The following is a 25,696-nucleotide window of genomic DNA, read 5'->3' as shown; positions in this document are numbered from 1 at the left end:
GACGGCGCGGCGCCGCCCGGGCCGGGGGCGGGCGGGGTGGTCCCGGGCGGGGTGGTCCCGCCGGGGGTCGTGGTGCCGGGCGGCGTCGTGCCGCCGGGGGTGGTGCCGCCGGGCGTGGTCGAGCCGGGCGTCGTCCCGCCGGGGGTGGTCCCACCCGGAGGCGTGCTGCCCGGAGGCGTGCTGCCCGGAGGGGTGCTGCCGGGAGCCGGTACCGCGGAGCCGACCAGCAGCGGAGCCGCGTACGTGCGTCCGACCGGGCTGCCGTCGCGGTAGAGCTGCACGGTGAGCACGTACCGGCCGTCACCCAGCTCGATCGACGGCGACAGCGCGCCGGCGGAGAACCCGGCGAAGGTCCCGAGCGAGAACTCGGCGTCGCCGGCGTCGTCGGTGGTCACCGTGACGCCGTCCAGGGTGACGTCCTTGTCGGCCAGCGCCCAGACCTCGCCGCCGTCCTCCATGCCCAGGCCGAGGACGACGTCGTACGCGCCGCCGGCCGTCGGACCGGTCACGCCGATCGCGGGGGTGACGACGCCGGCCGGGGCCGTCATCGACGTGAAGGCGTACCGGACCGACTCGGTGGCCGTGCCGGTGAGCTTGCCGAGGCTGAGCCGGCCGCCGGTGACGGACCTCCCGGCGAAGGCGGGCACCGGGTCGACGTCGTCGAGCAGCGCCTGCTTGATCTCCGCGGCAGTGGCCGTGGGCATCGCGGCGCGGTAGAGCGCCACCGCGGCGGCGACCATCGGGGAGGAGAACGACGTCCCGTTCGACAGGCCGTAGCCGCCGGTGTTGGTGGTCACGACGACGAGCGAGCCGGGCGCGAAGAGGTCGACCGACGCGGCGCCGTAGGCGGAGAAGGAGCTCACGCCGTCCGACGCCGTGGAGGCGCCGACGGTGATGACGTTCCAGTCGGCAAGGCTGGCCGGGTACACGAGGTCGGTGTCGCGGTTGCCCGAGTCGTTGCCGGCGGCAACCACGACGAGGACGTCGTGGTCGGCGGCGTAGGCCACCGCGGACTTCAGCGCGGTCAGCGCGCTGCCGCCGACGGCCCCGCCCCAGGAGGCGTTGATGACGTCGGCGCCGTGGTCGACGGCGTAGCGGATCGCCTCGGCGCCCGCGAACACGTCGACGGTGCTGCCGGAGCCGATGACCAGCGGCATGATCGTGACGTCGGGGGCCACGCCGGCCAGGCCGGTGCCATTGCCCGCCCGCGCGCCGACCGTGCCGGAGACCGAGGCGCCGTGGCCGCCGCCGGTGCCGTTGTCGATGTCGGCGCTGTTGGTGTTCCAGTTCCAGCCGTGGCAGTCGCCGGCCTTGCCGTTGAAGTCGGTGTCGACGCTGCCGCAGGACTCCGCGGGGTTGGTCCAGAGCGCGCCGGCCAGGTCGGGGTGGTCGGAGTCGTAGCCGGAGTCGACGACGGCGACGACGATGCCGTCGCCGGCGGTGGTGTCCCACCCGTCGGGGGCGTCGGTGTCGGCATCCGCGACGGCGCTCTGCTGGTAGGCGTTGGCACCGGTGTTGGCCAGGTGCCAGCCGTAGCCGGGGAAGAGCGGGTCGGTGACGCTCGCGGCGACCGGGACGGATGCGGAGAGCTCGACCGCCGAGACCCCCTGCAGGGCGCGGAGGTCCTGCGCGAGGAGGTCCTCGGTGGCGACGAGGGCGCGTCCGTCGGACAGGGACTGCGCGTGGACGACGCCGTCGACGCGCTCGAGGTCGGCCAGGAGCGCCGGCGACGCCGCGCCGTTGACGGCGGTGAGCACGTAGCGGGTCAGTCCGTCGCCCGGGCCCCAGTCGGAGATGACGGGGAGCGACGGAGCGGCCAGGGCGCTGAACGTCGCCGCGCCTGCGTACCCGGCAGCCACCGCGGCGGTCAGGACGATCGCCTGCACCCGCTTGCTCTTCATCCGCCGACCTCTCACCTGCTGACCTGCGGGCGCGGACATGCGCCCTCCTGGTCGTCAACGGCGTGCTGGAGGTCCGGATTGAGAGGGTTCGCCCGGAGGGGTGAGGCGGGCACTCCCTAGACTCCGCGCCATGCTGCTGAGCGACCGCGACATCACGGCCGCGATCGCCGAGGGTCGCCTCGGCATCGAGCCCTACGACGCGGGGCTCGTGCAACCCTCCAGCATCGACGTCCGGCTGGACCGGTTCTTCCGCGTCTTCAACAACGCGCGGTACACCCACATCGACCCGGCGCAGCAGCAGGACGACCTCACGACGCTGGTCGAGCCCGAGGGCGACGAGCCGTTCGTGCTGCACCCCGGCGAGTTCGTCCTCGGGTCGACGCTGGAGGTCGTGAGCATCCCGGACGACCTGGCCGCCCGGCTGGAGGGGAAGTCGTCACTGGGCCGCCTCGGCCTGCTCACCCACTCGACGGCGGGGTTCGTCGACCCCGGGTTCTCGGGGCACATCACCCTGGAGCTGTCCAACGTCGCGAACCTGCCCATCACGCTGTGGCCGGGGATGAAGATCGGCCAGCTGTGCATGTTCCGGCTGACCAGCCCGTCGGAGCACCCGTACGGCTCGGCCGTCTACGGCTCGCGCTACCAGGACCAGCGCGGGCCGACGCCGTCCCGGTCCTACCGGAACTTCACCCGCGCGGAGACCCGCCGTCCGTCCTGAGGCGCACCGCTGCCGGCGGCTCGACGCCGGCCACCTCGATGACGTCCTCCGGCAGCCCCCCTGCTGACCGCCTCGGCACCTCGTCGTCGACGAACCGCTGCCGGGTGACCAGCCAACCGGTGACCGTCATCAGCACGACGCCGACGAGGACGAGGACGAACATGCCGGTGTACCCGCCGGTGATGCCACGGAGGACGCCGACCAGCAGCGGCCCCCCGGCGGCGAGGAGGTAACCCCAGCCCTGGGTCGCCGTGGACAGCGCGGCCGTCGTCTCCGCCGTCCGGGATCGGAGCCCGATCAGCGTGAGGACCATGGCGAAGGTGCCCATGGCCACCCCGAGCAGGCCCATCCAGAGCCACGGCAGCGTGAGCGGGCTGAGCCACAGGCCCAGCCAGCCGACGGCGTAGCAGGCAAGGAAGAACACCAGCAGTGGCCGCTGCAGCCGGACCCGCACGGTCAGCGCCGGCACGACCATGTTGACCGGGATGATCATGGCGAGGTTGACCGAGAGCAGCAGGCCGGCGGCAGTCGCGCTGAGCCCCTCGTCCCGGAGGAACTGGGCCGCCCATCCGACGATGACGTAACACTCCATGGCCTGGATCCCGAAGAAGAGCGCCATGGCGACGGCCGTCCGGCTCCGCAGCAGGGAACGGATCCGGACGGCGGCCTGCCGTGCGACGGACGTCGCCGGCCGGGCCGGGACGGCCAGCCACACGATCGCGGCGACGAGGGCGGGCACGGCCCACACGCCCATCGCCCAGCGCCAGCCGTCCACCCCGGCGGCGTCGGCGATCGGCTGCGCGGCCACGGCGACCACGGCGCCGCCGATGCTCATGGCCGTGCTGTACGCGCCCACCAGCAGGCCGGTGCGGTGCGGGAAGTACCGCTTCACCAGGCTGGGCAGCAGCACGTTGCCGAGCGCACCGCCGGTCATGGCGAGCACGGTGCCGACGAGGAACAGCCAGAAGGTCCCCGCGACGCCGCGCAGCACCAGGCCGGCCGTCATCGCGGCCATCGCACCGGCGAGGACGTGCGAGTCCCGGTAGCGCGCCGACAGCGGCGGGCCGGCGAACCCGAGGGCGGCGAAGCAGAGGACCGGCAGCGCGGTGACCAGGCCCGCGAGCCCGCTGGAGAGGTGCAACCCCCGCTGCAGTTCCTCGAGCACCGGCCCGACGCTGTTGACCGCCGTCCGGAGGTTGAGGGCGGTGAGGACGATCGCCACGCCGATCAGCAGCTGCCCGCGGCGGTGACCCGCGGCGGCAGCCGGGGTCGACGGGGCGATGCGGGTCACCGGGCGATCGTCCTCCGGGTGACGTGCGCGCTGACCGGCGGCTCTGCGCCGGCGGACTCGAGGACGTCCTCGCAGTGACCGGTCGAGGACCAGTCGGGGTCGAACCGGTTCACCTCGTCGTCGGCGTACCGCTCGCGCGTCATGAGCCAGCCGGTGACCGTGAGGACCAGCACACCCGCGAGCACCAGCACGAACATCGGCACGTAGCTGCCGGTGGCTCCCAGCAGGACGCCGACGAGCACCGGGCCCACGGCCGAGATGAGGTAGCCCCAGCTCTGCACGAAGGTGGACAGGGCGGCGGTGGTCGCGGGGGTTCGGGCCCGGAGGCCGATGAGCGTCAGGATCATCGGGAAGCACGCCATGGCCACGGAGAGCACGATCATCCAGAGCCAGGGCGCGGCCCGGGGGGCCGCCCAGAGGCCGATCCACCCGACGGTGTAGCAGGCCATGAAGCCCAGCAGCAGCGGCCGCTGGGCGCGCGGGCGGACCGTGAGTGCCGGGACGAGGGCGCTCAGCGGGATGCCGATCACCTGGTTCAGGCCGAGCAGCAGACCCGCGGCCCCCGCGGTCAGTCCGACGTCCCGGAGGTACTGGGCCGACCAGCCGAGGATGATGTACGCCTGCAGGCCCTGGACGCCGAAGAACACCATCAGCGCCAGCGCCATGCGGCTGTGCCACAGGCCGTGCAGCCGGACGGCGGTGTGCGTGCCGGGGGAGGCTCCCGGGTTCGCCCGGACGAACAGCCAGGGGACGGCGGCGAGCACGGCGAACGCCGCCCACGCGCCGAGCGCCCAGCGCCACCCGCCGGCGCCCACAGCAGCGGCGATCGGGGCCGTCGTCACCGCGGCCACGGTCGCGCCCACCGCCATGGCGGTGCTGTAGGCGCCGACCATCAGTCCGGTGCGGCCGGGGAAGTACCGCTTCACCAGGCTCGGCAGGAGCACGTTGCCCAGCGCGCCGCCGACCATCGCCAGCACGGTGCCGAGCAGGAAGAGCCAGAAGGCGGGTGCGACCGCGCGGACGACCAGGCCGGCCGCCATGGTGACGAGCGCCCCGCTGAGCACGTGCGAGTCGCGGAAGCGGGCCGACAGCCCCGGTCCGGCGAAGCCGATGGCCGCGAAGCAGAGCACCGGCATCGTCGTGACCAGGCCGGCCAGCCCGCTCGAGATGCCCAGGCCGTCCTGGATCTCCTGCAGCACCGGGCCGATGCTCGTGACCGCGGTCCGGAGGTTCAGCCCGGTCAGCACGATCGCCGTCCCGATCAGCAGGAGTCCCCGGCGGTGCGCCCGGGGCGTCGCCGCGACGGTGCTGGTCACCGGGCGATCGTCCACCATGGGCGTCGACCGGCAGCGCCGGGGTCGTGAGCCGGCGTAACGATCGCTCCGGTCACCCGGGTCGTCAGGCCTGGCCGTGCTCCGTGGCCGCCGATCCGGTGCCCGCCACGTCGCCGGCCTCCGTGCCGACGTCCGGCCCGGACTCCGCGCCCTGCGCGACGACGCCGACCGGCGTCATGGAGCGCAGCAGGATCTGGCTGACGTCGAGCACCTCGACGTGCTCGGCCGCCTCGCCGTTCTGCTTCTTGCTGGTGAGCGCGTCGCTCAGCATCGTGATGCAGAACGGGCAGGCGGTGGAGATGACGTCGGGGTCGAGCTCGAGGGCCTCCTCGGTGCGCTCCATGTTGATGCGCTTGCCGATCTTCTCCTCCATCCACATGCGCGCGCCGCCGGCGCCGCAGCAGAAGCCGCGGTCCTTGCAGCGGTGCATCTCCTGGGTGGACAGGCCCTGGACGGAGTCGAGGATCTCGCGCGGCGGTGTGTAGACCTTGTTGTGCCGGCCGAGGAAGCACGGGTCGTGGTAGGTCACCTTGCGGTCGACCGGCGTGACGGGGGTGAGCCGGCCCTCCTCCACCAGCTGGCCGAGCAGCTGCGTGTGGTGCACCACCTCGTAGTGACCCTCGAGCTGCGGGTACTCCCTGCTCAGGGAGTTGAAGCAGTGCGGGCAGGTCGCCACGATCTTGCGCATGCCGGGCACGCGGCCCTCGAAGACGCCGTCGAGGGTGGCCACGTTCTCCTGCGCCAGCATCTGGAAGAGGAACTCGTTGCCCATGCGGCGGGCCGGGTCGCCCGAGCAGGTCTCGCCGTTGCCGAGGACGGCGAACTCGACGCCGGCCATGTCGAGCAGCTCGGCGACGGCCTTGGTGACCTTCTTCGCGCGGTCGTCGATGGCGCCGGCGCAGCCGACCCAGAACAGGTACTCGATGTCGTAGTCCAGGGGGCCGTCGGCGACCTTGACCTCGAAGTCGAGCTCCTTGATCCAGTCCTCGCGCACGTTGCCGCCCATGCCCCACGGGTTCCCGCGCTTCTCGAGGTTGGTCATCATCACGCCGGCCTCTGACGGGAAGTTCGACTCGATGAGGACCTGGTAGCGGCGCATGTCCAGGATGTGGTCGACGTGCTCGATGTCGACCGGGCACTGCTCGACGCAGGCACCGCAGTTGGTGCAGCTCCAGAGGACGTCGGGGTCGATGACCCCGCCCTCCTCGAGCGTGCCGACCAGCGGGCGGTGCGCCTGGGCGTCGTTGGTGCCCTCGATGCGGGCGTAGCCGGACGCCCAGACCTGCTCGTCGCTGGGCTTGAGGATGTCGTAGTCCGGAGCGGTCTCCGACGCGGTCTGCTCACCCAGCAGGTACGGGGCCTTGGCGTACAGGTGGTCCCGCAGGTCCATGATCACCATCTTCGGTGACAGGGGCTTGCCGGTGTTCCAGGCCGGGCACTGGCTCTGGCACCGCCCGCACTCGGTGCAGGTGGTGAAGTCCAGCATCCCCTTCCAGGTGAAGTCCTCGATCTTGCCGCGGCCGAAGATGTCGTCCTCGCCCGGATCCTCGAAGTCGATCGGCTTGCCGCCGCTGGTCATGGGCAGCAGCGGGCCGAGGGCGACGCTGCCGTCGTCGTTGCGCTTGAAGTAGATGTTGAAGAAGGCGCTGAACCGGTGCCAGGCCACGCCCATGTTCAGGATCCGGCTGATGACGACCAGCCAGACGAGGCTGACGACGATCTTGACGAACGCGACGACGGTCAGCAGGTCGGGGCTGTCGGGCAGCAGGTTCGCCAGTGCCCCGGAGACCGGGTGCGACCAGCCCGGTGCCTCGGTCAGGTCGCTGGAGACCTTGAGGGCGCGGATCAGCAGGATGCAGGTGCCGACGGTGAGGACGACGAACTCGACGAAGTACCCGCGGCCCTCGTTGGTGCCGGCGAAGCGGCTCTTCCGACCCTGACGGCGCGGGTGGTCCTTCTGGCGGCGGTAGATCAGGTACAGGATCCCGAGGATCGTGCCGGCGCCGATGATGTCGGCGAACAGGTTCCAGAGGAACCACTCGCCGATGAGCGGCAGGTGGAACGCCGGGTTCCAGACCTCGCCGAACGCCTCCACCAGGGTGAGGAACAGGCCGTAGAAGCCGACGAAGACGAACCAGTGCGCGGCGCCGATCGCGGACCACTTGAGCATCCGGGTGTGGCCGAGGGACTCGATCGCCAGGACCTTGAGCCGGTTCTTGACCGGGCCGAAGCGGGTGCCGTCGGGCTGACCGGTGCGGATGATGCGCACCATCGCCCGGACCGCCCGGTACGCCATGACCGACGCCACGATCAGGAACAGGACGCTGATCGTGCCCAGGACGATCTGCAACGGGCCCGTCATGTTCTTCCTCCCCGGAACGCCTGTCGGCGTCGGCTGTGCCCCGTCTGCCCTGCGGCGAGGACGACGCGCTTTTCCGTACCGGACGATAGCTCGCGTCCCACAGCGCTACTCGGCGGTAACCCTGGGCGCGGCGCCCGTCGGCCTCCCGGGTAGGGCCGCCGCCCTCGCGCAGCAACGTGAGTACGACGGATCCGCGCTGAGGACCGCCGTCCTCAGCCGGCTCGGAGCGTGCCCGCCTTGCGGGCGGTCGCGGTGAAGCGCCGCCGGGACGGACCCGGACTCGCTACCGATCCTGGAAGGTGTGCCTCGACCGACGGCCATCGCGCGCCGAGGTCTGCGTCGGCGATCCAACGACCCGGACGTCGAGACCGCGGAGCTCGTCCTCGCGGCGCTTCTCCTCCCAGGCTCCGGCTCATCGATCCTGATCGGTGGCGACGCGGCGCAGATGCCACGCGGCTCTCGTAGGCCGGACCCGGCGGCGCGACGAAGATCTTGGGAACCCCCGGAACACGGGGTGGATGCCTGCCGTTAGGGTGGGCAGGAAAGTTGAGCGGACCACGCGCAAGATGGTGAGAGCCCTCAGCTACCGGACCACAGCAGCACCCCAGCACACGGAAGAGAGGCCATCCCCATGGCTCGAGCGGTCGGAATCGACCTCGGCACCACCAACTCCGTCGTCACCGTCCTCGAGGGCGGTGAGCCGACGGTCATCGCGAACTCCGAGGGCTCGCGCACCACCCCGTCGGTCGTCGCCTTCGCCAAGAACGGCGAGGTGCTCGTCGGCCAGTCCGCGAAGAACCAGGCGGTCACCAACGTGGACCGCACCATCCGTTCGGTCAAGCGCGAGATGGGCACGAACTGGAAGTCCCCGGAGATCGACGGAAAGCGCTACACGCCGCAGGAGATCAGCGCCCGCGTCCTGCAGAAGCTCAAGCGGGACGCCGAGACCTACCTGGGTGAGCCCGTCACCGACGCCGTCATCACCGTGCCGGCCTACTTCGAGGACGCGCAGCGCCAGGCCACCAAGGAGGCCGGTGAGATCGCGGGCCTCAACGTCCTGCGCATCGTCAACGAGCCGACCGCGGCCGCGCTGGCCTACGGCCTGGACAAGGGCGAGACCGAGCAGACGATCCTCGTCTTCGACCTCGGTGGCGGCACCTTCGACGTCTCCCTGCTCGAGATCGGGGACGGCGTCATCGAGGTGAAGGCCACCGCCGGTGACAACCACCTCGGTGGCGACGACTGGGACCAGAAGGTCGTCGACCACCTGGTCCGGACCTTCAACGCCTCCAACGGCATCGACCTGTCCAAGGACAAGCTGGCCCTGCAGCGCCTGCGCGAGGCCGCCGAGAAGGCCAAGATCGAGCTGTCCGGCGCCCAGTCGACCAACATCAACCTGCCCTACATCACCGCCGGTGCCGAGGGCCCGCTGCACCTCGACGTGACGATCACCCGCGCCGAGTTCCAGCGGATGACCCAGGACCTGCTCGACCGGGCCCGCGCGCCGTTCAACCAGGCGATCCGCGACGCCGGCATCTCCGTCGGCCAGATCGACCACGTCGTCCTCGTCGGTGGCTCGACCCGCATGCCGGCCGTGTCCGACCTGGTGCGCGAGCTGACCGGTGGCAAGGAGCCCAACAAGGGCGTCAACCCGGACGAGGTCGTGGCCATCGGTGCCGCCCTGCAGGCCGGTGTCCTGCGCGGCGAGGTCAAGGACGTCCTGCTCCTCGACGTCACCCCGCTGTCCCTCGGCATCGAGACCAAGGGCGGGATCATGACCAAGCTCATCGAGCGCAACACCACGATCCCGACCAAGCGCTCGGAGATCTTCACGACGGCCGACGACAACCAGCCGTCCGTGCAGATCCAGGTCTTCCAGGGCGAGCGCGAGATGGCCGCCTACAACAAGAAGCTCGGCATGTTCGAGCTGACCGGTCTGCCCCCGGCCCCCCGTGGCGTCCCGCAGATCGAGGTCGCCTTCGACATCGACGCCAACGGCATCGTCCACGTCCACGCCAAGGACCTCGGCACGGGCAAGGAGCAGTCGATGACGATCACCGGCGGCTCGGCCCTCCCGAAGGACGACATCGAGCGGATGATGAAGGACGCCGAGGCGCACGCCGAGGAGGACAAGAAGCGTCGCGAGGAGGCCGAGACCCGCAACCTCGCCGAGTCGCTGCAGTACCAGACCGAGAAGTTCCTCGCGGAGAACGGCGACAAGATCCCCGCGGAGAAGAAGGACGAGCTCGGCGAGGCGCTGACCGACCTGCGTTCGGCGCTCGGCGGCTCGGACATGGACGCGATCAAGTCCGCGCAGGAGAAGGTGGCCCGCGTGTCCCAGGAGGTCGGTGGCGCCCTCTACTCCCAGCAGGCCGAAGCAGCGGCGGCCGGTGCCGAGGGCCCGACCGGTGGCGCGGACCAGTCCGCGCCGGCCGGTGACGACGACGTCGTCGACGCCGAGATCGTCGACGAGGACACCGACAAGCGGCCATGAGCCAGCCGCGGGACGAGGAGACGCCGCGGGTCGTGATCCGCGACAAGCGGCGCATCGATCCGGTCAGCGGCCAGGTGCGGGTGCCGGCCGGCGAGCAGCCGGCCGGCTCCACCCCCACCGGCCAGGCCCGAGAGGAACAGATGAGCGAGCACGAGACGCCGGTCGTCGACGAGGCGCCGGTTGCGCCGCCCCCCACCGGTGGCGGTGACCTGGAGAGCCAGCTGGCCGAGCGGACCGACGACCTCCAGCGGGTCACCGCCGAGTACGCCAACTACCGCCGCCGGGTGGACCGCGACCGGTCCCTCGTCGTCGACCAGGCGGCCGAGCGGTTCGCGCTCCAGCTGTTCCCGATCGTCGACGACATCGAGCGGGCGCGGGACCACGGCGACCTGACCGGCGCCTTCAAGGTGGTCGCCGACCGGGTCCTCGGCCTGCTCGACGGTCTGGGCGTGGAGTCGTTCGGCACGGCCGGGGACCCGTTCGACCCAGCGCTGCACGAGGCGGTCATCCACGACACGTCGTCGGAGGTGAGCGTCCCGACCGCCACCACGGTCCTGCGGCAGGGTTTCCGCCGCGGCGACCGCGTGCTGCGGACGGCGATGGTCGGGGTGACCGATCCCGAGCACCCGGCGGCTCCCGAGGCCCAGCCGGCCACGGACGAGCCGGCCGCGGGCTGACCGCGACCCGACTGACACCGAGAGGGGGTGCCCGATGAGCACCCGGGACTTCATCGAGAAGGACTACTACGCAGCGCTGGGCGTCCCCAAGGACGCCGACGCGGCGGCGATCAAGAAGGCCTACCGCAAGCTCGCGACGGAGCTGCACCCGGACAAGAACCCGGGCAACAGCGAGGCCGAGGCGCGGTTCAAGGACGTCTCCGAGGCCTACGACGTCCTGTCCGACACCAAGCGCCGGGCCGAGTACGACGAGGCCCGCCGGCTGTTCGGGGCCGGCGGCCGCGGTGGCTTCCCCGGAGGCTTCCCCGGGGCCGGGGGTGGCGGCCAGCCGTTCGACCTCGGCGACCTGTTCGGTGGTGGGACGACGGGTCCCACCGCCGGACGCGGTGCCGGTGGCCTGGGCGACCTGCTCGGTGGGCTGTTCGGGGGAGCCGGGGGGACGGCGCGCAGCCGGAGCCAGGCCGCGTCCGGACCGGCCCGCGGTCAGGACGTGGAGACGGAGGCGACCCTCTCCTTCGAGGAGGCGGTCCTCGGCGTCACGGTGCCGCTGCGCATGCAGAGCCCGGGCACGTGCCCGACCTGCAACGGCAGCGGGGCCAAGCCGGGCACGAGCCCGCACACCTGCCCGGTGTGCCAGGGCGCCGGCGTCACCAGCCGCAGCCAGGGCGCGTTCGCCTTCTCCGAGCCGTGCCGCAACTGCCGCGGCACCGGCTCGGTCGTCGACGACCCGTGCCCGACCTGCGCCGGCAACGGCGTCACCACCCAGACCCGCACGATCACCGTCCGCATCCCGGCCGGCGTCAAGGACGGCCAGCGCATCCGGCTGGCCGGCAAGGGCGCTCCCGGACGGCGCGGTGGCCCGGCGGGCGACCTGTTCGTCGTCGTCCACGTGTCCGAGCACGCGCTGTTCGGGCGCAAGGGCGACGACCTCACGCTGACGGTGCCGATCACCTTCGCCGAGGCCTCGCTCGGCACGACGCTCACGGTGCCGACGCTGGACGGCACCGTCTCCCTCAAGGTCCCGCCCGGGACGGCGAGCGGGCGGACGCTGCGGGTGCGCGGCCACGGTGTGCCGGGCAAGGGGCGCACGGGCGACCTGCTGGTCGCCCTGGACGTCGCCGTCCCCGTGCGGCTGACGCCGGCGCAGCGCAAGGTGATCGAGACGCTGGCCGAGGAGATGAACGAGGATCCGCGGCCGCAGATCACGGCGGCGGTGGAGGCGGGGGCCGAGCGATGAGCAGCCCGCAGGACGCGGTGCGCCCGGTGGCGGAGGACGCCCCCGTGTTCGTGATCTCGGTGGCCGCCGAGCTGGCCGGGATGCACGCCCAGACCCTGCGTCAGTACGACCGTCTGGGGCTGGTCCGCCCCGGCCGCACGGCCGGCGGCGGACGCCGGTACAGCCCCCGGGACGTCGCGCTGCTCCGCGAGGTGCAGCGCCTCTCCCAGGAGGACGGCGTCAATCTCGCGGGCATCAAGCGGATCATCGAGCTCGAGTCCCGGGTGGAAGCCCTGCAGGCCCGTGTGCACGAGCTGCTCGAGGACCTGGAGCGGTCGGAGACCCGCCGGATCGCCGCGGAGTCCGCGGTGCCGGCCGGCTACCGGCGCGACCTCGTGCCGCACAGGCGGCCCGGCTCCGCCCTCGTGGTCTGGCGCCCCCGGAGCGAACGGTGACCGACGGTCCCGCGGTGGACGGCCACCAGGCGTTCGTCCGGCTCGAGCGGGAGATCGCCCTGCTGCTGCGCCGGGCCCGGGCCATCTCCACCCGGCTCGCCGGTGAGCTGCACCCCGAACTGGACGGCGCCGCGTACGGGCTGCTGGCGCTGCTGCAGGACACCGGCCCCCTGCGCGCGAGCGACCTGGTGGCCCGCCTCGGCCTGGACAAGAGCACGGTCAGCCGCCAGGTGTCGAACCTGGTGGACCTCGGCCTGGTCGACCGGGCGGCCGACCCCGTCGACGGCCGGGCGCAGGTGCTCACGCCGTCTGCCGAGGGAGCGGAGCGGCTGGAGCGCGTGCGGCAGTCCCGGCGCGCCCGGTGGGAGGCCGACATGAGCGACTGGCCTGCCGAGGACGTCGCCCGCCTCGCGGAGCTGCTGGGTCGGCTGAACCGGATCGGCGAGGCCCGCGACGCGGAGGAGCAGGGCTCCTAGGCACCGCTCAGGCGAGTGCGGCGTCCAGGGTGATGTCGACGCCGGCGAGGGCCTTGCTGACAGGGCACCCGGCCTTGGCCTCCTGGGCCGCCTTCTCGAACGCGGCGGAGTCCAGGCCCTCCACCTTGCCGCGCACGGTGAGCGTGATCCCGGTGATCATGAAGCCGCCGCGCTCCTTGTCGGGACCGAAGTCGACGTCGGCGGTCACGTCCAGGCTCTGCGGCGTCCCGCCGGCCTTCGCGATCCCCCCTGAGAACGCCATGGCGAAGCAGGACGCGTGGGCAGCAGCGATCAGTTCCTCCGGGCTGGTGCTCCCGCCGGCCTCCTCCGACGTCCGCTTCGGCCACGACACGTCGAAGGTGCCGAGGCCGGAGCTGGCCAGTTCGGTGCGACCGGACCCGTCTTGCAGGGTGCCGTTCCAGGCGGTGCGTGCGGTGCGTGTGGCCACGGGGGCTCCTTCGGCGCGGCCGCCCTCGGTTGGACGGCGTTCGCGCTGCCCTTACCCGTGATGACCCGGTGCTACCTCTTCAGCAGACCACTTCGCCGCTGTTGACCCGCTCGGTCAGCAGGCGCAGCCGCTGCATGAGCTCGTCGAACTCACCGGTGTCGAAGCCGATCGCGCCGATCATCTCCTCGGAGATCGACAGCGCCTTCTCCTGCAGCGCCCGGCCGTCGTCGGTCAGTGCGATCGAGACCGACCGCTCGTCCTCGACGCGCCGGTGCCGGGTGACCAGGCCGGCGGCGGTCAGCCGCTTGAGGAGGGGGGAGAGGGTGCCGCTGTCGAGCGCCAGCCGCGAGCCGAGCTGCCCCACCGTCTGGTGGTCGGACTCCCAGAGCAGCATCATGACCAGGTACTGCGGATAGGTGAGACCGAGCTTGTCCAGCATCGGCCGGTAGCGCGCCGTCACCGCCCGGGAGGCGGCGTAGAGCGCGAAGCAGAGCTGGTCGTCGAGCGCCACGCTCGGCGCCGGCAGGGTGGTCATACCTGCAAGTCTAGGGCGCGGACGCCCCAGCGCCATCGGCTCGGCATCTGCGGTCCACCCTGGGGACGCCCGGAGCGGCGAGTGGACGCACAGGGTTGAGTGGAACAGACTCAACTCCACGGTCGTTGGACCCAGCGACCACGCGCTGCCGGACCTGACCGGCGGCACCGCACGACCAGCTGAGAGGACGCGCGTCAGCGACCATGGAGAGCAAGCTCACGACCCGTTCGCAGGAAGCCTTCGCCGCCGCCCAGCGGCTCGCCGTCAGCCGGGGGCAGGCGGCACTCGAGCCGCTGCACCTGCTCGCGGCCCTGCTGGAGCAGACCGACGGCATCGCGGGTCCGCTCCTGACCGCGGTGGGGGCCGACCCGGCCGACGTCCGCGCGAAGACCGAAGCCGCACTGCGCCGCATGCCGCGCGTCAGCGGCGCCACGGTCGCCGCACCGTCGCCGTCCCGTGAACTGCTGCGCGTCATCAACGCCGCGGGGGAGCAGGCCAGCGCCCTGGGCGACGAGTACGTCTCCACCGAGCACCTGCTGGTCGGCCTGGCCGGTTCGGAGGGGGAAGCCGGCGACGTGCTGACGGGCTCCGGGGCCACCCGCGACACGCTCCTGGCCGCCTTCCGCACCGTGCGCGGCAACCGCAAGGTCACCACGCCCGACCCCGAGGGCACGTTCCAGGCGCTGGAGAAGTACGCCGTGGACCTCACGCAGCGCGCCCGCGACGGCAAGATCGACCCCGTCGTCGGCCGTGACACCGAGATCCGCCGCGTCGTCCAGGTCCTCTCCCGCCGGACCAAGAACAACCCCGTGCTCATCGGGGAACCCGGCGTCGGCAAGACCGCGATCGTCGAGGGCCTCGCCCAGCGGATGGTCGCCGGCGACGTCCCGGAGAGCCTGAAGGGCAAGCGCCTCATGGCGCTCGACCTCGGCTCGATGGTCGCCGGCGCCAAGTACCGCGGTGAGTTCGAGGAGCGCCTGAAGGCGGTCCTGCAGGAGATCACCGACGCCGAGGGGCAGATCGTCACCTTCATCGACGAGCTCCACACGATCGTCGGCGCCGGGGCCACGGGCGACTCGGCCATGGACGCGGGCAACATGATCAAGCCGATGCTCGCCCGCGGTGAGCTGCGCATGGTCGGCGCGACGACGCTCGACGAGTTCCGCGAGCACATCGAGAAGGACCCGGCGCTCGAGCGGCGCTTCCAGCAGGTCTTCGTCGGCGAGCCCTCGGTCGAGGACACGATCGGCATCCTGCGTGGGCTCAAGGAGCGCTACGAGGTGCACCACGGCGTCCGGATCACCGACGCCGCCATCGTCGCCGCAGCGACCCTGTCGGACCGGTACGTCACGGCGCGCTTCCTGCCGGACAAGGCGATCGACCTCGTCGACGAGGCCGCCAGCCGGCTGCGCATGGAGATCGACAGCCGCCCCGTCGAGGTCGACGAGGTCGAGCGCGCCGTGCGCCGGATGGAGATCGAGGAGATGGCGCTGAGCAAGGAGGACGACGAGTCCTCCCTCGCCCGGCTCGCGGCGCTGCGCGAGGAGCTGGCCAACCGGCGGCAGGAGCTGGCGGAGCTCACCTTCCGCTGGCAGCAGGACAAGACGGCGATCGAGCGCATCCAGCGGATCAAGGAGGAGCTGGAGCACGTCCGGCTGGAGGCCGAGCGCGCCGAGCGGGACGGCGACCTGGCCCGTGCGGCGGAGCTGCGCTACGGCCGGCTCCCCGAGCTCGAGCGGTCGCTGACCGGTGCCGAGGAGTCGGTGGCCGGCGGTGACTCGATGCTCAAGGAGGAGGTCGGCCCCGACGACATCGCCGAGGTCGTCCAGGCCTGGACCGGCATCCCCGCGGGCCGGCTGCTCGAGGGCGAGACCCAGAAGCTGCTGCGCATGGAGGACGGGCTCGGCAAGCGGGTCGTCGGTCAGCCGGACGCCGTCCGTGCCGTGTCCGACGCCGTCCGACGGGCGCGCTCCGGGGTGTCCGACCCCGACCGGCCCACCGGTTCCTTCCTCTTCCTGGGTCCGACCGGTGTCGGCAAGACGGAGCTGGCGAAGGCGCTGGCGGAGTTCCTGTTCGACGACGAGCGGGCGATGGTCCGCATCGACATGAGCGAGTACTCGGAGAAGCACTCGGTGGCCCGGCTGGTGGGCGCGCCCCCCGGCTACGTCGGGTACGAGGCCGGCGGTCAGCTGACGGAGGCGGTGCGCCGTCGTCCGTACACGGTGGTGCTGCTCGACGAGGTGGAGAAGGCACACCCGGACGTCTTCGACATCCTGCTGCAGGTGCTGGACGACGGCCGGCTCACCGACGGTCAGGGCCGCACGGTCGACTTCCGGAACACGATCCTGATCCTCACCTCCAACCTGGGGTCGACGATCATCGCCGACCAGTCGGTGGACGAGGAGCGGCGCCGGTCGGCGGTCATGGACGTGGTCCGGACGCACTTCAAGCCCGAGTTCCTCAACCGGCTGGACGACGTGGTCGTCTTCCGGGCGCTGGGCAGCGAGGAGCTGACCGGGATCGTCGACATCCAGGTCGCTGTCCTGGCCCGCCGCCTGGCCGCCCGCCGGCTGACGCTGCAGGTCACCGACGCGGCGCGGGAGTGGCTGGCGCTCAACGGGTTCGACCCCGTCTACGGCGCCCGCCCGCTGCGCCGGCTCGTGCAGTCCGCCATCGGCGACCAGCTCGCGCGGGCGCTGCTCGCCGGCGAGATCCGGGACGGCGACGAGGTCGTCGTGGACTGGCCGGCCGACGTCGCGGGTGTCGACGGCGAGACGGGCCTGCGCGTCACCAAGGGCTGACGGAGGACCCCCTGCCCCCCACCGCTCGCAAGCTCGCGGCGGGACCCTGCAGGGGGCCGTATCCACAGCCTGTGGACGGCTGCCCCGAGAGGCCCCTGCCGCCGACCTACCGTGTCCGCTCGGGACGGCGGAGGGATCGGCATGGAACGGGAATCGACCTGGCAGCGGCTGGACGCACAGCGCTGGGTGCACCTCTACGGGATGTGGCAGACGACGCTGCTGACGGTCTGGGCAGGCTTCTCCTTGCTCGGCGCCTGGCTGGCCGGCGTCCTGTGGTTCGTGGTCTTCCCCGCGGCGATCACGGCGCTGTCCGGATGGGTCACCGCCGAGTGGGGGCGAGGCCGACCGTGGACCTGGTACGCGTTGACGGTGCAAGCCGGCGTGGGGATCCTGCTCGCTCTGGGGCTGGTCGCGTCCGGGTCGGTCGTGAAGGGATCAGTCGGGCTCGTGCTGGTTGGCGGGCTCCTGCTGCTTCTCTGGCACCCCGACTGCCGGGCGCGCATCCATGAATCCGGCCGGCCGGCGGCACGGCTCTGACACGACCGGGCGAGTCGGCGCGGGACGCTGGTTCTCGAGTCCCGGGTCATCCATGATCACGGTGGATCCGGAACGAGATGGAGGCGCAACGCGATGACGTCAGGACAGGGCGGTCAGTACCCCGGCCCCGAGGGTCAGTACCCCGGCCCCGGGGGTCAGCACCCCGGGCCCGAGGGCCAGCCGGGCCAGGGCACCCCGCCGCAGGGGTGGAACGCCCCGCCGCCGCCGCAGGGCTGGAACGCGCCGCCGCCCCCGCAGCAGCCCTACGGCCAGCCCTACCCGGGCTACGCCCCTGCGCCCTCGGCACCGGCCGGCCAGGGGGCGCCGCCCGCCCTCGAGCGCCCGACCACGGTGCGGGCCGGCATCGGCGCGTTCGTGGCCAACCTGATCCTCGGCATCGTCTCCTCGATCGTCACCTTCTCCGACATCGACGACCTCGTCGCGCAGGAACTGGCGCGCAGCGGGTCCGACATCGAGGTGAGCGACGACCTCATCCGGTCGGCGATCCTCATCGGCGCCGTGGTCACCCTGATCTTCGTCGCGCTGCAACTGCTCTTCATCTGGTTCGCCTGGAAGGGGCACAACTGGGCGCGCATCGTGCTGTGGGTCCTCGGCGGTCTCGCCGTCCTCAGCGGCGTGGCCGGGCTGGCCACCGGGAGCGCGCTCGGCGGCTTCCTCACGTCCCTCGGCGTCTTCCAGCTGCTGCTGACCGTCGCGGGCGTCGTGCTCCTGGCCCTCAAGCCGTCCAACGAGTGGTACCGGTACCGCAGTTGGCAGCGGGCCACCGGCCAGGGGTGAACCGTCAGGCGCGGGCGCGGAGGCTGGGCACGTAGTCCGTCGTCGTGCGTGCCAGCAGGCTGGTGACCGCGGCGATCGAGAGCACCAGGACGAGCAGCGAGTAGAACGTCACCCCGCCCGAGACCACGACGTTGAACACGGTCAGCAGGCCGAGCAGTGTTGCCGCCGCCAGGCCCAGCCACCGTGCCCACGGCTGCCGGCGGGGGAGGAACCAGGCGGACAGCGCGAGGAGGAGCCCGAGGGCCAGGTAGGGCACCAGCGAGAGGGTCACGAACCGCGTGGCCTCGCTGCGCGACGCGTTGCTCGACTCCATGACGGTCTCGACCGCGGTGTCGTAGCCGTACCAGAGCAGCCCGCCACTCAGCAGGAGCAGCGCTGCCAGGACGCCCATCGCGACGATCGCCACACGCACGGACGTGGGCATCGACGGGGCGGCCGAGGTGTCCTCGGCGGGGAGCTCGGAATTCGGCACGCGGCCAGCCTCGCAGACCGCCGGGGAGGCAGTGGTCGGCGCGCGGCCGGAAGAAATATCGTGCACAACGAATCCGGATCGGTGGCACGCGCCGAAAGCCTGGTGTGACCACCTCTGTGCAGGCGCCGAGCCCGGCCCCGGAAACGTCCCGGCCCGGCCGCGGGCGCCGCCCGGTGTTCGCCGCGCTCGCGGGGGTCCTCGCGGCGGCCGTCGCCCTCGGCGTCGCAGAACTGGTCGCGGCCCTGGTGGGGCCGGGATCCTCGCCCGTCATCGCGGTCGGCGACGCAGCGATCACCCTGACCCCGGAGCCGGTCAAGGAGTTCGCGATCCGGAACTTCGGCGAGAACGACAAGATCGTCCTCGTCGCCGGCACCCTGGTCGTCATCGCGCTCTACGCCGTCGTCATCGGCCTGGTCGCCCTGCGCAGTCGCCGTCTGGGTGCCGTCGGCATCGGCCTCTTCGGGCTCGTCGGCGCCGTCGCGGCCGTCACCCGGCCCGCCGGCGGACCGCTGGACATGCTGCCGTCGATCGCCGGCGCGGCCGCCGGGATCGTGGCCCTGCTGGCCCTCGTCGCTCCCCTCACGCTGACCACCAGCGTCGGTCCCGACTCGACCAGCCCGCCCGCCGGCGGTTCCGCCGACGACGGGATGGTCGAGCGCCTCCGCGAGGTACTGGGCTCCGGTGACCGCAAGGGTGCCGGCCTCGACCGCCGCCGCTTCTTCCTCACCAGCGGCGTCGCCCTCGGCGCGGCCGCGGTCACCGGTGGCGGCGGACGGCTCCTGCAGCGCCGCTTCAGCGTGGCCGGCGCCCGTGCCGACCTGCAGCTGCCCACGCCGTCGTCCCGGGCCGCATCCCTGCCGGCCGGTGCCGACCTGGCCGAGGACGTCGAGGGGCTCACCCCGCTGTTCACGGAGAACCGCGAGTTCTACCGTGTCGACACCGCGATCGTCGTCCCGCAGATCTCGCCGAGCGACTACCGGCTGTCGATGACGGGCATGTTCGACACCCCGCGCAGCTACATGCTCCCGGACCTCTTCGAGCGCGACGACATCATCGAGCGCGACGTCACCCTCACCTGCGTCTCGAACGAGGTCGGCGGCAAGCTGGCCGGGACCGCGCGCTGGATCGGCGTCCCGCTCGGGGCACTGCTCCGGGAGAACGGCATCCGGTCCGACAGCAACCAGCTCGTCTGCCGCGACGTCAACGGCATGACCATCGGCGCCCCCACGCGGTCGGCGCTCGAGGTCGAGGACGCGATGCTCGCGTTCGGGATGAACGGCGAGCCGCTGCCCGTCGAGCACGGCTTCCCCGTCCGGATGCTGATCCCGGGTCTCTACGGCTACGTCTCCGCCTGCAAGTGGCTGACGCGGATCGAGGCGACCACCTACGACGCCTTCGATGCCTACTGGACCGAGCGGGACTGGGCCACCGAGGGGCCGATCAAGGTCGCGTCCCGCATCGACACTCCCGCGCCGCTGCGGGAGTTCCCCGTCGGCCGGCGCGCCATCGCCGGGGTCGCCTGGGCGCAGACCCGGGGCATCGCCCGCGTCGAGGTCAAGGTCGACGACGAGGACTGGGCGGAGGCCGAGCTCTCCCCCGAGGTCGACGCCGACCTCTGGCGCCAGTGGGTGCTGCCCTACGAGTTCGCAGCCGGCCGGCACTCGATCACGGTCCGCGCCACCGGCGCCGACGGCGAGACCCAGACGGACGAGCGGGTCACCCCGTTCCCGAACGGGTCGAGCGGCTGGCACTCCGTCCAGGTGGTCGCGGCATGACCACCACCCGGGGGCCGCGCGCCCCCCTCCCAGACCCGTCCCGGTATCTGCCGGTGACGCGATTCCGGACCGCGACCGCGGCCGGTGCACCACCCGCCCGCGACAATGCGGTCGCACGGACAGGACAAAGGAGCACCAACACGTGAAGAGCACCCTTCTCTCCCGCGGCGTCCTTCTCACCGCCGTCTCCACGCTAGCCATCACGATGAGCGCCTGCGGCTCCGACGACACCGCGACGGAGAGCGACGCCTCCTCCGAGAGCAGCAGCAGCGCCCCCATGACGTCGGAGAGCGAGGCCATGCCGGCGTCGTCCGACGAGCCGTTCGGCTCCGGATGCTCCGCCGTCCCCGCCGAGGGCGAGGGGAGCTTCACCGGGATGACCGACGACCCGGTCGCCACCGCCGCCAGCAACAACCCGGCGCTGTCGACGCTGGTCGCCGCCGTGACCGCCGCGAACCTGGGCGACACGCTGAACACCACCGACGACATCACGGTGCTGGCCCCGGCCAACCCGGCCTTCGAGGCGGTTCCGGCCGACGCGCTCAACGCGCTGCTCGCCGACGTCCCGCAGCTGACCACGGTGCTGACCCACCACGTCATCCCGGGTCGCCTCACCCCGGAGGACCTGGCCGGCACGCACACGACGGTCAACAACGACGAGGTCACCATCGAGGGCTCCGGTGAGAACTTCACCATCGCGATGGACGGCACCATCCTCGGCATGGAGGCCTCGGTGATCTGCGGGAACGTGCAGACCGCCAACGCGACCGTCTACATCATCGACCAGGTCCTCAAGCCCGCCGGCGCGTAATTCGGCGCCGCACGCCAGGGCCGTCGTCCGACCTCCGGGTCGGGCGGCGGCCCTCCGCCGTGTCTAGGGTCGGCCCCTATGACGGCTCCTGCATCGCTGCCCGACCGTGACCGCCTCCTCCAGCTCATCGTCGAGCTGGCTGTCGTGCACGGGAAGGTGACGCTCTCCTCGGGCCGGGAGGCCGACTGGTACATCGACATGCGCCGCCTCACGTTGCACCACGAGGGCGCTCCGCTGGTCGGCCGCGTGATGCGGCAACTGACCGGCGACCTGCGCTACGACGTGGTCGGCGGGCTCACCCTCGGCGCCGATCCGGTCGCCACGGCCATGCTGCACGCCGCCTCCGACGGTGAGGGCTACCTCGACGCCTGCGTCGTCCGGAAGGCCGGCAAGGCCCACGGGCTGCAGCGGCGGATCGAGGGTCCGGACGTCGAGGGCCGTGCCGTGCTCGTTGTCGAGGACGTCTGCACCACCGGCGGCAGTCCGCTGACGGCCGCCGAGGCCCTGCAGGAGGCCGGCGCAGAGGTGATCGCGGTGGCCGTGATCGTCGACCGCGGTGGGCGGGAGGCCGTCGAGAAGGCCGGCTTCGAGTACCGCGCCGTCTTCACCCTCGCCGATCTCGGCCTGAGCTAGCGGTCCCGGCGCCGGCCGAGGACGAAGTAGACGAGGGGTACGACCCCGAAGCTGTTGGCGAGGGCCACCACCGTCGCCCAGACCCACTTGCGGCCACGGACGCCGGACGGCGGACGGCGTCTCAGATCGGCCAGCGCGGCCACCTTGAGAGCGCCGTCGACGACCGCCCCGAGAACGACGAGGCGGCGGTCGCGCGCGCTCAGCTGGTTCCAGCGCCGTCCGATCTCCATGCCGCCCATCCAACCAAGGCGCACTACCGTGGCGATGGTGACGACGACCACAGTGGCGTGGGTGTCCGAGCTCCAGGGCGCACTCGGTGCCGACGGAGTGCTCCTCGACCCGGACGTCACGGCGTCCTACGCCCGCGACCAGGCCATGCTGGCGCCCGCCGGCACCCCCGCGGCGGTCGTCCTCCCGCGCTCCACCGCCGAGGTGGCCGCGGTGATGCAGGTGGCCTCCCGGCACGGCGTGCCCGTGGTGCCCCGCGGCGCCGGATCCGGCCTGGCCGGGGCCAGCAACGCCGTGGACGGCGCGATCACGATGGCCCTCACCCGGATGGACGCCGTCCTGGAGGTGTCCCCCGCCGACCGGCTCGCCGTCGTCCAGCCCGGCGTCGTGAACAAGTCGCTGCGCGACGCCGTCGCCGGTGCCGGGCTCTTCTATCCGCCGGACCCGTCCAGCTACGACTGGTGCACGATCGGCGGCAACCTCTCCACCAACTCCGGTGGCCTGTGCTGCGTCAAGTACGGCGTGACCACCGACTACGTGCTGGGGCTGGAGGTCGTGCTCGCCGACGGGCGGGTCCTGCGGACCGGCCGGCGCACGGTCAAGGGCGTCGCCGGGTACGACCTCGCCCGCCTGTTCGTCGGCTCCGAGGGCACCCTCGGCGTCATCACCGAGGCGACGCTCGCGCTCCGCCCCGCGCCGAAGCGCCCGGTCACCCTGGCCGCCACGTTCGCCACCACGGCGCAGACCGGCCAGGTCGTCGAGAACGTCGTGACCAGCGGCCTCGTCCCGAGCCTGCTCGAGGTCATGGACAACGTCTGCATCTGCGCCGTCGACGACCTGCTGAAGGCCGACCTCGACCGCAGCGCCCGTGCCCTGCTCGTGGCGCAGTCCGACGCCGGCGGCGAGGCCGCGGCGGCCGAGATCGCGGCGCTGGCCGAGCTCTGCCGCGAGGCCGGCGCGGAGTTCGTGCACACCACCGAGGACCCGGCCGAGGGCGACCTCCTGCTCGCCGCCCGCCGGATGGCGCTGCCCGCCCTCGAGCAGCTCGGCAGCACGCTCATCGACGACGTCGCCGTCCCCCGCTCGCGGATCGCGGCCTTCCTGGACGGCTGCGACACCGTCCGCGCCGAGCGCGGCCTGGTCATCGGCGTCGTCGGGCACGCCGGCGACGGCAACATGCACCCGACGATCTGCTTCGACCCGGCCGACGCCGACCAGCGGGACCGCGCCTTCGCCGCCTTCGACGACATCCTCGAGCTCGGCCTGTCCCTCGGCGGCACGATCACCGGCGAGCACGGGGTCGGTGCGATCAAGGTCGACTGGCTGGAGCGCGAGATCGGGCCGGTCTCGCTGGCCGTGCACCGGGAGATCAAGGACGCGCTGGACCCGGCGGGGCTGCTGAACCCGGGGAAGGTGTTCCGCGCCGCCCGGGCCGGCGACCTGGCAGCGGTGACCGGGCTGGTCTCGGAGGGCTGACCGTGCCCGGCAGCCGATGGGGGTCGTTCGTCGCCGACGCCGAGGGGGCGCACGTCATCCATCAGGTGGGCAATCCGGCGCACCGCTGCCGGGTCGAGCACGACGGCGCGACGTTGCTGGTGCACCTCTCCGGCGAGGACGGCGACGGCTGGACCGCGCTGGCGGTGGACCGGGCGACGCGCCGGTGGGCGGTCGGTCAGGCCAGGACCCAGCTGGCCGCCGCCACCCGTGCGGTGGACCTGCTCCGCGAACAGGGCGCGCCGGGCCCGGCCGGGTGACAACCTGAGCGCTGTGAGCAGGGAACGGCTGGTCGTCATCGGCGGTGACGCCGCGGGTCTGTCGGCGGCTGCCCAGGCGCGCCGCCTCCGCCCGCCCGACGACCTGGCGATCGTCGTCCTCGAGCAGGGGCCGGAGATCTCCTACTCCGCCTGCGGCATCCCGTACTGGATCGGCGACCTCGTGGCCGACCGCGACATGCTGCTGGCGCGCACGCCGGCCGACTTCGCGGCCACGGAGGTCGACGTCCGGATCGGCACCCGCGCCGAGGGCATCGACCTGACGGCCGGCGAGGTCGTCGCGGCCGGCGGGGAGCGGATCGGCTACGACTCCCTCGTCGTCGCGACCGGCGGCAAGCCGATGCGCCCGCCGGTGCCGGGCCTCGACGCCGACGGCGTCCACGGGGTCCACCGGCTGGCCGATGGCGCGGACATCCGGGCGGCCATCGCGGCCGGTGCGAAGCGAGCCGTCGTCCTGGGTGGGGGGTACATCGGCCTGGAGATGGCCGAGGTGCTGCAGACGCGCGGCCTGTCGGTCACCGTCGTCCTCGCCGACCCGCTGCCCATGGCGCAGCTGGACGACGACATGGGCGAGCGCGTCTGCAAGGCGATGTGCGACATGGGCATCGACGTGCAGACCGACCAGCCGGTGCACGAGATCGAGGTGGACGCCGACGGTGCCGTCCGCGCGGTGCGCACCGACGCCGGCAGCTACGAGTGCGACCTCGTCGTCCTCGGGCTGGGCATGGGCCCGGAGGTCTCCCTCGCCCGGGACGCGGGGCTCGAGCTCGGCGTCACGGGGGCCATCGACGTCGCGCACAACCAGCGCAGCCGCTCGCACCCCGAGGTCTTCGCGGGCGGCGACTGCTCGCAGACATTCCACCGGATCACCGGCGAGGCCATCCACGTCGCGCTCGGCACCCACGCGAACAAGCAGGGCCGGGTCGCGGGATCGGTCATCGGCGGGCAGCCGGCGCGCTTCGCCGGCGTCCTGGGAACGGCGATGACCAAGGTCGGGGACCTGGAGGTGGCCCGCACCGGTCTGTGCACCACGCAGGCAGAGGACGGCGGCTTCGACTACCGCACGGAGGTCATCGAGTCCTCGACCCGCGCGGGCTACTACCCGGGGGCGGCGCCGATCGCGGTCAAGCTGATCACCGAGCGGGGGTCGGGCCTGCTGATCGGCGCCCAGGTGGTCGGGGGGCCGGGCAGCGGCAAGCGGATCGACGTCCTGGCGACCGCGATCTGGGCCGGCATGACGGCGGAGGCCCTGGCGGGCTCGGACCTCTCCTACGCCCCGCCGTTCTCCCCGACCTACGACCCGGTGGTCGTCGCCGCACGGGTCGCCAGCCGCATCGAGCAGGGGTGAGCCCGGCCGAGGTCCGCGGCGCCGACTGGTACGGGGAGGACCTCTCCGGTCAGGAACACGACGGCGTGACCTTCGTGGACGTCGACCTCACCGAGGGGACCGGCGAGGGCGCCCTCTTCACCGGCTGCACGTTCCGCGACTGCCGGTTCAACCTGTCGCAGCACACCGACGCCGCCTTCCTGAACTGCACCTTCACCGGCTGCTCGTTCTTCGACGCCACCTTCACCGACTGCAAGCTCGTGGGCAGTACGTTCGACCGCTGCACCTTCGACCTGCTGACCGCCTCCGGCGGTGACTGGTCGTTCGTGGCGCTGCGCGGTGCGGACCTGACCCGGGCCACGTTCAGCGGCGCGCGGATGCGGGAGGCCGACCTCACCGGCGTGCGCGCCGCCGGGGCCACCCTGCGCGGCCTGGACCTCTCGGCGGCCGCGCTCGACGACGCCGACCTGAGCGGCGCCGACCTGCGCGGGTCGGACCTCTCCGCGGTGGATCCGCGCCGCGTCGAGCTGACCGGCGCGCAGATCGACGTCGCCCAGGCGGTCGTGCTGGTCACTGCCCTCGGACTGCACGTCCGCCCCGACGGCCCGGAGTGAGTCCCCGGGCGCGATACTGAC

General features: G+C 72.5%; 24 protein-coding genes. 16 read left to right on the top strand and 8 right to left on the bottom strand.

Annotated elements, in window-relative coordinates; all coding sequences use genetic code 11:
* A partial coding sequence (locus tag E4P40_RS03595) for a S8 family serine peptidase (protein WP_167762093.1) occupies positions 1-1,940 on the bottom strand: 1,940 nt, incomplete at its 3' end.
* 91 nt (positions 1,941-2,031) lie between these two features.
* On the opposite strand from E4P40_RS03595, the gene dcd reads away from it, so the two are divergent.
* Positions 2,032-2,619 carry a dCTP deaminase gene (gene dcd, locus E4P40_RS03590; protein ID WP_135157350.1) on the top strand — a complete coding sequence of 196 codons (588 nt, stop codon included), beginning with the start codon at positions 2,032-2,034 and terminating at the stop codon, positions 2,617-2,619.
* Here dcd and E4P40_RS03585 read toward each other — a convergent pair.
* The 3 genes from E4P40_RS03585 to E4P40_RS03575 form a co-directional block, all read right to left on the bottom strand.
* Positions 2,588-3,910, bottom strand: a complete 1,323-nt coding sequence (locus E4P40_RS03585) for an MFS transporter (protein ID WP_135157348.1) — start codon at positions 3,908-3,910, stop codon at positions 2,588-2,590. The genes dcd and E4P40_RS03585 overlap by 32 nt on opposite strands.
* Positions 3,907-5,226 carry an MFS transporter gene (locus E4P40_RS03580; protein WP_245160119.1) on the bottom strand — a complete coding sequence of 440 codons (1,320 nt, stop codon included), beginning with the start codon at positions 5,224-5,226 and terminating at the stop codon, positions 3,907-3,909. Before E4P40_RS03580 ends, E4P40_RS03585 begins: the two co-directional genes overlap by 4 nt.
* 82 nt (positions 5,227-5,308) lie before the next feature.
* Entirely contained in the window at positions 5,309-7,606 is a 2,298-nt protein-coding gene (locus E4P40_RS03575) for a (Fe-S)-binding protein (protein ID WP_135157344.1), read from the bottom strand.
* Between the two features lie 631 nt (positions 7,607-8,237).
* Between E4P40_RS03575 and dnaK the strand changes: the two genes are divergently transcribed.
* From dnaK to E4P40_RS03550, 5 genes are read left to right on the top strand one after another with little or no spacing between them, the layout of a single operon-like run.
* Positions 8,238-10,100, top strand: coding sequence for a molecular chaperone DnaK (dnaK, locus tag E4P40_RS03570; protein ID WP_135157342.1), 1,863 nt, complete (start codon positions 8,238-8,240; stop codon positions 10,098-10,100).
* Positions 10,097-10,777 carry a nucleotide exchange factor GrpE gene (gene grpE, locus E4P40_RS03565; RefSeq protein ID WP_135157340.1) on the top strand — a complete coding sequence of 227 codons (681 nt, stop codon included), beginning with the start codon at positions 10,097-10,099 and terminating at the stop codon, positions 10,775-10,777. The genes dnaK and grpE overlap by 4 nt, the downstream gene beginning before the upstream one ends.
* A 34-nt stretch (positions 10,778-10,811) precedes the next feature.
* On the top strand, positions 10,812-12,014 hold the full coding sequence (dnaJ, locus tag E4P40_RS03560; protein WP_135157338.1) for a molecular chaperone DnaJ: 1,203 nt from the start codon (positions 10,812-10,814) through the stop codon (positions 12,012-12,014).
* Positions 12,011-12,448 carry a helix-turn-helix transcriptional regulator gene (locus E4P40_RS03555; protein ID WP_135157336.1) on the top strand — a complete coding sequence of 146 codons (438 nt, stop codon included), beginning with the start codon at positions 12,011-12,013 and terminating at the stop codon, positions 12,446-12,448. Before dnaJ ends, E4P40_RS03555 begins: the two co-directional genes overlap by 4 nt.
* Complete coding sequence (locus tag E4P40_RS03550; protein ID WP_209305176.1) at positions 12,445-12,924, top strand: MarR family winged helix-turn-helix transcriptional regulator; 480 nt, start codon at positions 12,445-12,447, stop codon at positions 12,922-12,924. Before E4P40_RS03555 ends, E4P40_RS03550 begins: the two co-directional genes overlap by 4 nt.
* Positions 12,925-12,931: 7 nt before the next feature.
* On the opposite strand, the gene E4P40_RS03545 is transcribed toward E4P40_RS03550, so the two are convergent.
* Entirely contained in the window at positions 12,932-13,372 is a 441-nt protein-coding gene (locus E4P40_RS03545; RefSeq protein WP_135157334.1) for an OsmC family protein, read from the bottom strand.
* Between the two features lie 79 nt (positions 13,373-13,451).
* On the bottom strand, positions 13,452-13,907 hold the full coding sequence (locus E4P40_RS03540) for a MarR family transcriptional regulator (protein ID WP_135157332.1): 456 nt from the start codon (positions 13,905-13,907) through the stop codon (positions 13,452-13,454).
* Positions 13,908-14,110: 203 nt separating this feature from the next.
* On the opposite strand from E4P40_RS03540, the gene clpB reads away from it, so the two are divergent.
* The 3 genes from clpB (at position 14,111) to E4P40_RS03525 (ending at position 18,043) form a co-directional block, all read left to right on the top strand.
* The gene (clpB, locus tag E4P40_RS03535) at positions 14,111-16,708 is read left to right on the top strand and encodes an ATP-dependent chaperone ClpB (protein ID WP_135157330.1); all 2,598 of its coding nucleotides are present in this window, start codon (positions 14,111-14,113) and stop codon (positions 16,706-16,708) included.
* Between the two features lie 141 nt (positions 16,709-16,849).
* Positions 16,850-17,245: a hypothetical protein gene (locus E4P40_RS03530; protein ID WP_135157328.1), complete on the top strand. Its 396-nt coding sequence runs from the start codon at positions 16,850-16,852 to the stop codon at positions 17,243-17,245.
* A gap of 93 nt (positions 17,246-17,338) precedes the next feature.
* On the top strand, positions 17,339-18,043 hold the full coding sequence (locus E4P40_RS03525; RefSeq protein WP_135157326.1) for a hypothetical protein: 705 nt from the start codon (positions 17,339-17,341) through the stop codon (positions 18,041-18,043).
* A gap of 4 nt (positions 18,044-18,047) precedes the next feature.
* On the opposite strand, the gene E4P40_RS03520 is transcribed toward E4P40_RS03525, so the two are convergent.
* Complete coding sequence (locus tag E4P40_RS03520) at positions 18,048-18,515, bottom strand: hypothetical protein (protein WP_135157324.1); 468 nt, start codon at positions 18,513-18,515, stop codon at positions 18,048-18,050.
* Between the two features lie 173 nt (positions 18,516-18,688).
* On the opposite strand from E4P40_RS03520, the gene E4P40_RS03515 reads away from it, so the two are divergent.
* From E4P40_RS03515 to pyrE, 3 genes are all read left to right on the top strand, one after another.
* On the top strand, positions 18,689-20,290 hold the full coding sequence (locus tag E4P40_RS03515; RefSeq protein ID WP_135157322.1) for a molybdopterin-dependent oxidoreductase: 1,602 nt from the start codon (positions 18,689-18,691) through the stop codon (positions 20,288-20,290).
* Between the two features lie 142 nt (positions 20,291-20,432).
* Positions 20,433-21,101: a fasciclin domain-containing protein gene (locus E4P40_RS03510; RefSeq protein ID WP_245160118.1), complete on the top strand. Its 669-nt coding sequence runs from the start codon at positions 20,433-20,435 to the stop codon at positions 21,099-21,101.
* A 78-nt stretch (positions 21,102-21,179) separates the two neighbouring features.
* Entirely contained in the window at positions 21,180-21,734 is a 555-nt protein-coding gene (gene pyrE / locus E4P40_RS03505; RefSeq protein ID WP_209305175.1) for an orotate phosphoribosyltransferase, read from the top strand.
* Here pyrE and E4P40_RS03500 read toward each other — a convergent pair.
* Positions 21,731-21,964 carry a hypothetical protein gene (locus tag E4P40_RS03500; RefSeq protein ID WP_135157320.1) on the bottom strand — a complete coding sequence of 78 codons (234 nt, stop codon included), beginning with the start codon at positions 21,962-21,964 and terminating at the stop codon, positions 21,731-21,733. The genes pyrE and E4P40_RS03500 overlap by 4 nt on opposite strands.
* A 61-nt stretch (positions 21,965-22,025) precedes the next feature.
* Here E4P40_RS03500 and E4P40_RS03495 point away from each other — a divergent pair, with 61 nt between their 5' ends.
* From E4P40_RS03495 to E4P40_RS03480, 4 genes are read left to right on the top strand one after another with little or no spacing between them, the layout of a single operon-like run.
* A complete protein-coding gene (locus E4P40_RS03495) occupies positions 22,026-23,438 on the top strand; it encodes an FAD-linked oxidase C-terminal domain-containing protein (protein ID WP_245160117.1) in 1,413 nt (470 codons plus the stop codon).
* A gap of 2 nt (positions 23,439-23,440) precedes the next feature.
* Positions 23,441-23,716 (top strand): hypothetical protein, encoded by a 276-nt coding sequence (locus E4P40_RS03490; protein ID WP_135157316.1) that lies wholly within the window; start codon positions 23,441-23,443, stop codon positions 23,714-23,716.
* A 13-nt stretch (positions 23,717-23,729) separates the two neighbouring features.
* Positions 23,730-25,082: an FAD-dependent oxidoreductase gene (locus E4P40_RS03485; protein WP_135157314.1), complete on the top strand. Its 1,353-nt coding sequence runs from the start codon at positions 23,730-23,732 to the stop codon at positions 25,080-25,082.
* Positions 25,079-25,675 carry a pentapeptide repeat-containing protein gene (locus tag E4P40_RS03480; RefSeq protein WP_135157312.1) on the top strand — a complete coding sequence of 199 codons (597 nt, stop codon included), beginning with the start codon at positions 25,079-25,081 and terminating at the stop codon, positions 25,673-25,675. Before E4P40_RS03485 ends, E4P40_RS03480 begins: the two co-directional genes overlap by 4 nt.
* Positions 25,676-25,696: the final 21 nt, after the last annotated feature.

The sequence above is a fragment of the Blastococcus sp. CT_GayMR20 genome (genome assembly GCF_004570345.1).
This window is presented reverse-complemented; position numbering and strand designations above follow the sequence as displayed.